Raw genomic sequence first — 8853 nt, 5'->3', positions numbered from 1 at the left:
TTTAATTTTTATGCCCGCCAGCCGATCATTGCGGTCGCGTCCGTTATCTCCTGCAGTTGCACTCGCCGTGCCCGTCGCCTTCTGCAAAATTCTATCCGGGCGGTGCCCACTATGAAATTTTATCCGCTGCGACTTTATAAAATTTGATTAAATTTTACTGCGCGCCGCGTTAAATTCCATAGCGCGAGTGTTTTATAGCAAAACGGCGCGAGCGGCGTATAAAGGGGCGCGCCGATAAATTCAGCAAAAGCGCTAAATTTATCGGCGTAAAAAAAGGAGAAAGATGAAATTTTTAGACCGCTTAGGCGCGGATAGGAGCAGCTTTACTGATCTGTTTTCGGTATGTTTGGGCTGCGGCGCAAGGGTGCAAGAGATGGGCTCGAAGCTGATTGTAAAGGGCAGGCGTCGCTCTGTGGATTTGAGCACGGCAAAATCAGTTTCGGCGATGATGCGCCGCACGCCATTTGGTATATCGGTAGCGAAGCGAGCGGTAGCCGCACGTGGCTGTGGGGGTACGAGAACATAAATCGCCTCGATGAGCGGCTGCTTGTCCTTGCGCGAGATGTGCGCGATTTTGGCTTGCGGCACGGGCTAGTGGAGCTTAGTACGCCTAAGCTTGCACTAAGTGCGGAGATAAATGGGCACGTTCTAAGCACGATCGCGTGCGGATTATCGCAGGAGCCGTTATGTTACTACTGCTGCCCGCACGCTGGCTGAGCGGTGTTTGTGGCGTTCGCGGCAGGCGAGTGCGTGGCGCCAGATGGTACGTCAGAGGTAGTATGGACGCAAGCGATCTCATCTCTTTGGCGCGCGACTACATAGGTGCATTTCAGCTAAATCACGCCGTTTTATCGGGGGCACTTTTACTTAGAAACGGCACGAAATTTAGCGAAGCGGCGGGCAAGATCGTAGCGAATTTTAAAAATGATGCGCTCTTTTCGTTTGATAATTTGGGGCGGCTAAGCGAGGTGGAGTTTGCCATATAGAGCCGCAAATATCGTGCCGTGCATTCGCGGCTTTGAAATTTACGCCGCCAAATTTTGCCCTGCAAATTTTATATCGTAGAATTTTGCGCCTTGGAATTTTGCTGGGCAGAATTTGCATCGCTGAATTCCGTCTCATGAAATTCTGTCTTAAATTTTACGCCGTAAAATTCCGCTACCGGGTCCGTGCCTGAGCCTTTAAATTTTAAATCAAAATCAGCCGCCGTCGATGTCGAAGTCAAGATGCTCTTTGAAGTAGGCGCGCAGCCTGCGGCGGTCGTTGCGACCGGGCGTGATCGCAAACCACAGCACGCGGTCGTTCAGATCCTTGCCGCGGATCAGCACGGTGTCGCGCAGCAAGATGTCGTGAAAGTCGCCGTTTAGCCGCCATGACGAGAGCGCCTTGGCGAAGATAAAGATCACGACGCCAACGACCATTATCACGAATGCCATCCCCACGCGCTCGCTCATGGCGATACCGACTAGCCACAGCACGATGATCGATCCGATTCCAAATGTAAAGAACTGCTCGTATTTTACGTAGCGGGAGTGGCTAAGCGCCGTGTAGCCGGTGCAGGTGCGCAAAAAGCCCGGCGTGAGCCTAACGTAGTCGATGTTAAAGAGCAAAATTTCGCTCTTGCGCTCGTTTGAAACGAAGGTAATCGCGTGGTCGTTAAATTTAAACAGCCCGCCACCATCGCGCCCTTGATACCAAGTTACGCCGGCAATCAAAAGCCCTAAAATCCCGCCTCCGCCGCGTCCGTGACTGTTTCCTAAAAAAAATTCATCTAAATCAAGTCCGGCCGACACGCCGTAAAAAAATATAAAGACCATCATCGCAATGACGAAGATCACGATGAAGGAGTTGTCGTTTTTGACGCTAAATCCGCCTGCGCTCGTGGTTCGTGCGCTGCGGTTGCGAAGGGCGGCTTTGTAGTCTTTGGTGCTAAAAGTAGGCATTAGCTTCCTTTATTTCAGGGTTTCAAAACAGCTTGCGCGCGCTTTTAAAGCCCGTTTAAAACAGCGGAATTTTATAAAATTTCAGATCAAATTCGGATTAAATTTTAAATTTGAAGAGGCTTTGAAATTTCAATGGATTTCAAATTTAAAGGAATTGAAATTTAGCCGTCTAGCTGCGCTTAAAATTTTTGCGCTTTCGCTCAAATTTATAAAAAATTCGACGTGCATAGGCGCCGAAAGATCGTAAATTTAGCCCGGGCTAAACCCCGTTTTTATATAATTGCACAAAATTTTAAAGGAGAAAAAATGAAAAAATTTTTTGCTTTGCTTCTTGCGGCGCTATTTTTTGTCGGTTGCGGGCAGTCTCAACCGAAAGTACCAATCGCAAGCGCGTATAAATTCAAGGGGATTACCTACTACCACATCCAAAACCATAATCCGAAAAAATTTGTCTATCAACCGCCGGAAGCGGTCGAGAAAAAGTACAACGAGCAGCTTTTAGCGGCGCTAAAAGAGGCGAACCTGCTGGATCAAAACTCTACCGATGAGCTTAAAATTACAATAAAGCACCACAGGGGCTTTACGGGCGAAGCTACTCCGTTTCCTAGCGATAGAATCGGTGGCATAGAGTTTATTTATGAGGTTAAACTAGTAAGAAACGGCCAAATTTTAAGAAGCTACGTACAAAATGACATCGAGCATTACGATCCGGGATTTTTCGGCAATATGAAAACCATAGCGTTACAAAATACGGATGATAGCTATGAAAATGCCGCAATTACGGCTCTTGTCAAGCATTTGATGGAGATTATAAAGGGCTTTTAGCGGCTCAAGGGCTTTGTATTGCAAACTAAACTGCAGTAAAATTTTAAAGCACGACTGGCGGGCGTATGTGGCGGTTCGCATGATCTAAACCATCATAAATAGTTTTCGGCGTCTTGCGGGTTTCTAAAACGCGGAATTTACAAAAACAGCTGCAAATTTACGCGGTAAATTAAAGTGCAGTTTCGTAGAAATTAAGAAATCAATTTAAATTGCAAATGGTAGTTTTGCTGAGACAAATTCTGCTTCCTTGCAGTCAAATTCTGCGTTATAACCCAATTTTAAATGCTATAAATTTGAAATTCTGCGGTACAAAGCACCTGTTTATAGGCTATGAGCGCAGCCTCTTTTGCAAAGTATTTATGTAGAGTACTGCGTGTTTTGCGTAATCTATCTTATAAGCCTTTTTAAGCTCATCCAAAAACCGCTCGCGGCTAAAAACAAAAATGAAAGCGAAGATAGGCAAAATATAAGCTTGCCGATCTGCCCGAAAATTTCTCCCGAATGAATATCTAAAACCGCCGTGCGTATCGTCATAAAACGCGGCATTTGCGCTTTCATATCGGCAAATTTAACATCCCTTAAAATTTCGCCGCTCGTAGCATTGATCGCGATCCTATTAAATTCATCGCTCTCGTCGCTCGCAATCCCGTATATCGCGTTATATACTCCGTCTTTCGGATTGAGCATTATGTTAAAAAATTTAAAATTTTCACCATGCTTTCGGGTAAAAATTTCAAACACAGCATCGATCTCCCGTAGTTTGCCTGCATCCTTAAACTCCAACTTTTGGCTAGGTTCAAATTTTTCAGCTTTATAAATTTGCTCTTCGCCCAAAATTTTATTCGTTAGTCTTGCTAACCAGTCATAAGAAAAATATAGCCCGCTCGCGCTTATAGCAAAAAGTATTACAGCCGCATAGATGCCCGTGCATCCGTGGATCTGATAAAGCAGCGCGTAGCCGCGAGTTTTGAAGTTGATCTTCAGCGCTTTTGTAAGCTTGCGTCTAAAAAACGGATAATATATCAAAATCCCGCTTAGCAAAAGCAAAATGAGCCCTAGCGTGCTAAGTGCCACGATTTGCCTGCCGATCTCGCGAGCCCCCTCGCCAAAGGCAAGCTCAAAGCCTAGATTTGTATGCAGGCTTAGCGCAACGTTCATTATCCTCTCTTCATAGTTCTCGCCGACGATTTGTCCGTCATAAGGGCTCAAAAAATACGCTCTTGCTCGTCCTTTGCCGTCTTTGCCTGCGACTTCGATGCTTGCGCCGCCGTCTTTTATGCCGATTAACTCCGGCGTGAAGCTGCTTTGCTTCTCGCCGAAAATTTTTAAAATTTCAGAAATTTTTAGGCGAGGCGCATCTTTTTGGACGGGGAAAGACTGCCGCTCGTTAATCGCGTCAAAAATTTCATCGTGATACGAGATGAAACAGCCCGACAAGGCGACTACGAGCAGCGGTAGTGCACAAAGCAGAGACAAAATTAAATGGACGTTGAACCAAAAGTTTTTCTTTAAAACTCTCCTCATCGTTTAAATTTCATCTTTAAATTTTGCTCGAATTAAAAATTTACGTTGAAGCCGAGCTGAAATTTACGACCCTCAGCTATGAGGGCCCTGGTCGGTTTATCGTCTATTACTCTTTCGTTAAATACGTTATATACGCTAAAATTTACGCTAGCGTTTTTCGTGATTTTATAGTTAGTCCCGACGTCGGTAACGGCGTAGCCCTTAGTGTTTACATATACGCCATTTTTTACCCTGCTTATATAATTTACCTGCGTCCAGAAGCTCAGATCGCTATTAAAGTCGTAATCAAGTCCCGTTTTTATCATATAGCGCGGGGTGTCGGTCAGCGCTTTGCCCTCGTTTTCGCCTGATTTTTGTTTTGATTTAGCATAGGTATAGTTTGCGTGAAATGCTAAATTTGATAAAATTTTCCACTCGCCGCTAAGCTCAAGTCCGTCTATGGAAGCTCTGCCGACATTTACGTTTTCATAAATTCCAAAATAGGTTTTGCCTTGATAAACACAAGTCCAAGTAGCGGGATTATTAAAATCCGCTCCCGATCCCCAGCCGCCGCATCTTACGACGCTATCGATCTTGTCTTTGAAGTCGGTGTGAAAAACGGTCGCCGAAAGGCTTAGATTATCGTTATTGTCATACATCGTTCCGACCTCGTAATTTACGCTAGTTTCGGGCTTGAGGCTGCTTCGCCCCAGTCTGATACCGCGTCCGTGATTTATCGGAATTTTTAGCCCTTCGGATCTATCGTCGATATTAGGCGTCGTATAGCCCGCCGATACGCCTCCCTTAAACGATAAATTTTCATTTAGATGATAAACGATGTAGCCGCGCGGCGCAAAGTGTCCGCCGTAGTCTTTGTCGTAGTTGTATCTTAAGCCCGCAGTCAGTGCAAGCGCGTCCGTGACATAAAAATTATCCTCTCCAAATACCGACACATCCCATCTTTTTAGATGCGCATCATCGCTAAAGCCCGGCTCATTTTGTGATGAATCCAGCTTCTCATGGCGATACTGCGCGCCCAGCGTTAAGGTATTTGAGTCAAAAAGATACGAGCCTTGAGTATTAAATATCGTAGATCTTAGCCTGATGTCGCTTGCGGCTTGATCGGAAAAGGTTTTTGTAACCTCGTGCGATAGATAGGTATCGGTTAGAAATTTATCGTATCTTCCGCTATGCGAGAGCGAAATTTGATCGTCTTTGTCGTCTTCGTGAGTGTTATATCCTAGATATGCCGTTTTGCCTAAAGTTCTTGAGGTCAAATTTTTCGTGTGTTTGTAATCAAGCGCGAGATCGTCGTTTTCGGTCGGCTTAAACATCAGCTTTGCGCCAAAATTCTTATCCGCATCTTTTGGATTGCCATAGTCTTTGGCGTCTTCAAATTTATGAAAATATCGCCCGTAAAGTGAAATTCCGAGCGCATCGGGCACTATCGCGCCGCTTGCATAAAATCCCGTAGAGTAGCCATTGCCTATGTCTTTGTGCTGCGCGATGTCGTAGTAGCCGTTTATATTGGCGCTAGGCTCGTTTGAAAAGCCTTTGGTGATGATGTTTATCACGCCGCCCATAGCGTCCGTGCCGTATAGAGAGCTCATCGGTCCGCGGATGACTTCCACGCGCTCTATAGCATTTGCGGGCGGGATGAAGCTTTGGATGCTTCCTTGCGAGCCGAAACCCGGAAATGCGCTCTCGCTGGAAACAGGACGACCGTCGATTAAAATTTTAGTATATTTTGAATCCATACCACGCATTCTGATATCGCTTTTACCCTTCATTGAGCTAAATCTAGGCGCGGAATATACGCCTGGTATATCCTTTACGATGTCGGCTACGTCTTTGTGATTTCTCTTTTCGATCTCTTTTTGAGGTATTACCGAGATCGACGCCGGCGCTTCTTTGATATCTTGCTCAAAGGCGGTGGCGCTTACGACGATCTCTCCTAAATCGGCCTCTTGCCCCCCCCCATAGTTGTGCGGTTAAAACCGAAGCTGCCACGAGTGATAAATGCAAACTGCGCATTATTATATCCTTTTGATAAAATTTTGCGAATGAAATTCACGGACGAAATTATAGCTCCGAAAAGATTAAATATTTATGAAATATTAAAAGGCGTTATCGCTATCAAGCATATTTTATTTTTCCGTGCAATCGCTAGTTATAGGCATTGATGAATAAAATTTTATTTGCTCTTGGCAGTTTAAGGAGCGAATGATAAATTTAAAGGCTAATGAGCTTTAAAAATTTACGCCGCGTTGTAAATATCAAAATTTAAATGCAGTGAGCTCGGGATATCTGTCATTAGTGTGCGCCGTGGGTTTTTGCGGAGAAAGAGACTTTGCGAAGCGTAGCCGATGCGCACAGAAGCGAACGGCAATTAAATTTTTACGGTGAATTTAAAGCAGCGTATTTTTAATACTAATTTTTCAAGCGTTAAAATGCGGCTTGTAGCGGTTAGTGCGGTAAATTTACTTCGCAGTTGCAGTTAAAATTTCCGCCGCTCGGAGTAAATGTCGCGCAGAGTTAAATTTGCCGCCTAGAAGCTAAATTTTGCGTCGCAGTTAAATCGACAATAGTCAAATCACAGCGAGCTCAACGCTGCAAATTCAGAGCCTAAAGCGTAACCATTTGGCTTGCAGCTATGCCGCGGCCTCTTACTACAAAGCGCCTAGTTCGTATTTGCGCGGCTGTATAAAACAAACCGCGCCGAGTTTTAAATTTTAAAATTTTATTTGAATAAGCTGTTTACGCTCTCGTCGTGATATACGCGCCTGATAACCTCGCCGAAAAGCGGAGCGACGCTGATTACCTTGATGCGGTCGCTTTCCTGCTTTAGCGGGATCGTGTCGGTCACGACGAGGCCGTCTAGCGCGCCGCTTTCGATGCGCTCATATGCCGGGCCGCTTAGCACGGCGTGCGTGCAAAACGCGCTGACGCTCTTCGCGCCCTGTTCCTTAAACGCGCCCGCGGCCTTGACGATGGTGCCCGCAGTATCGATCATATCGTCGATTAGGATCACGTCCTTGCCCGCGACGTCGCCGATGATATTCATCACTTCGCTTTTGTTCGCCTCCTCGCGGCGCTTATCGACGATCACCAGATCGAGCGAGAGCTTTTTGGCGAAGCTTCTGGCGCGCGCGACGCCGCCAACATCGGGGCTAGCGATGATCGGATTTTTTAAATTTTTCTCTTTCAGGTAGTCCAAAAATATCAGCGAGCCGTAGAGGTTATCGACCGGCACGTCGAAAAAGCCCTGTATCTGCCCCGCGTGCAGATCCATCGTGACGACGCGGTCGATGCCTGCCGTCTGCATCATATTCGCCACGAGCTTCGCGCTGATCGGTACGCGCGGGGCTGCCTTGCGGTCTTGGCGAGCGTAGCCGAAGTAGGGCACGACCGCCGTGATCGAGTTCGCGCTGGAGCGCTTCAGTGCGTCGGTTAGGATCAGAAGCTCCATCAGATTGGAGTTTGCGGGCGCGCAGGTCGGTTGAATGACGAAGACGTCCTTGCCGCGCACGCTCTCGCCGATCTGGACGCTGATTTCGCCGTCGCTGAAGGTTTTGATCGCGCACTCGCTAAGCGGCAGCGAGAGATATTTGGAGATTTTTTTGGCAAATTCGGGATTTGCGGTGCCGGAGAAAATTTTATATCCGCGCATTTTAATGACCTTTGGATTGAAATTTGCTAGAATTCTACACCAAAAGCGCTAAATTTTAGCTAATTCGCTCGCCGCGCTTGCGTAAAATTCATAAGCGAGCATCGCGGACCGCCGTCCATTTGCTGGATAAATTCTTTGAAATTTAAGAGCGGTTCGGCTCGCCGTGGCTTTACCCCGGTGAAATTTTGGCTGTGGGTTGCAGCGTCCGCGAGCGATCGTAGCCTGCGTTTTTTTACGAGCAGCCGCGCAGATTGCGGGCAAAACCGTATCGTAAAGTTTGATGAAAGTCTGAGAGAGCGCATCAGGCGGGAGCACGGTACGGCTAAAGTCGTATCGCGGAGGGCACGGTGCCGATAGGCGCGGAATTTTATATTCGCTATGCAAACGCGCAAAATTCTATCTTTAGAGCTGCGGAGAGTGCGTTTAAATTTAAATTTAAGTTCGCACGGGACAGACTGCGCGGATACCTGCAGCGCGCTAAATTTAGACTGCCGCGGCGCATAAATTTTATATTTCTTAGGCGGTTAAATTTAAAATGTGCTTTGCTTTGGCGAAAATTTAAAACTCGCTTTGACGATCAAATTTAAAAATCGCTCTTTAGAGCTTGATTGTGCGCCGCGAAATTTAAAATTTATCGTGCGAGCTCCATTCGCCGCGTAAATTTGGATACTGCCTTTGCCGCTTAAATTTTAAAATCGTGCAGGTTTGCTTCGTAGCGTAAATTTCGGAATCGCTTTTGCACGTTTAAATTTTAAAATCGCACGGAGGTAAATTTAATCCGCATAAAGCGTTATTCTGTGATTTTGGTGGGCTCGCCGAATAGCCTATTCATCTCGGAGATCAAAATTTCCTTGCCGTCCTGCGCGCCGTTTGCGAGCTCGGCGAGACCTGCCTTTGCGGCGCGCACGCTCT

8 protein-coding genes are annotated in these 8853 nt (G+C 46.4%); 3 read left to right on the top strand and 5 right to left on the bottom strand.

The window, feature by feature from the left end:
• Positions 1-342: 342 nt before the first annotated feature.
• Positions 343-717 carry a DUF6882 domain-containing protein gene (locus Q0413_RS07125; protein WP_298988296.1) on the top strand — a complete coding sequence of 125 codons (375 nt, stop codon included), beginning with the start codon at positions 343-345 and terminating at the stop codon, positions 715-717.
• Positions 687-986, top strand: coding sequence for a hypothetical protein (locus Q0413_RS07120; RefSeq protein WP_298988295.1), 300 nt, complete (start codon positions 687-689; stop codon positions 984-986). Before Q0413_RS07125 ends, Q0413_RS07120 begins: the two co-directional genes overlap by 31 nt.
• A 68-nt stretch (positions 987-1054) precedes the next feature.
• On the opposite strand, the gene Q0413_RS07115 is transcribed toward Q0413_RS07120, so the two are convergent.
• Both Q0413_RS07115 and Q0413_RS07110 read right to left on the bottom strand, forming a co-directional pair.
• Entirely contained in the window at positions 1055-1225 is a 171-nt protein-coding gene (locus tag Q0413_RS07115; protein WP_298988294.1) for a hypothetical protein, read from the bottom strand.
• Complete coding sequence (locus tag Q0413_RS07110; RefSeq protein ID WP_298988293.1) at positions 1200-1943, bottom strand: hypothetical protein; 744 nt, start codon at positions 1941-1943, stop codon at positions 1200-1202. Before Q0413_RS07110 ends, Q0413_RS07115 begins: the two co-directional genes overlap by 26 nt.
• A gap of 306 nt (positions 1944-2249) precedes the next feature.
• Between Q0413_RS07110 and Q0413_RS07105 the strand changes: the two genes are divergently transcribed.
• Positions 2250-2768 (top strand): hypothetical protein, encoded by a 519-nt coding sequence (locus tag Q0413_RS07105; protein ID WP_298988291.1) that lies wholly within the window; start codon positions 2250-2252, stop codon positions 2766-2768.
• Between the two features lie 387 nt (positions 2769-3155).
• Here Q0413_RS07105 and Q0413_RS07100 read toward each other — a convergent pair whose 3' ends face one another.
• From Q0413_RS07100 to Q0413_RS07090, 3 genes are all read right to left on the bottom strand, one after another.
• On the bottom strand, positions 3156-4292 hold the full coding sequence (locus tag Q0413_RS07100) for a PepSY domain-containing protein (RefSeq protein ID WP_298988289.1): 1137 nt from the start codon (positions 4290-4292) through the stop codon (positions 3156-3158).
• 32 nt (positions 4293-4324) lie between these two features.
• On the bottom strand, positions 4325-6142 hold the full coding sequence (locus tag Q0413_RS07095; protein ID WP_298988297.1) for a TonB-dependent receptor: 1818 nt from the start codon (positions 6140-6142) through the stop codon (positions 4325-4327).
• 869 nt (positions 6143-7011) lie between these two features.
• A complete protein-coding gene (locus tag Q0413_RS07090) occupies positions 7012-7941 on the bottom strand; it encodes a ribose-phosphate pyrophosphokinase (RefSeq protein ID WP_005873085.1) in 930 nt (309 codons plus the stop codon).
• Positions 7942-8853: the final 912 nt, after the last annotated feature.

Origin of the sequence: uncultured Campylobacter sp., from assembly GCF_938045465.1 — a bacterium.
In the GTDB taxonomy this organism is placed as follows: Bacteria; Campylobacterota; Campylobacteria; order Campylobacterales; family Campylobacteraceae; genus Campylobacter_B.
The sequence above is the reverse complement of the archived record's forward strand: the minus strand, read 5'-3'. Positions and strand labels throughout refer to the sequence as shown.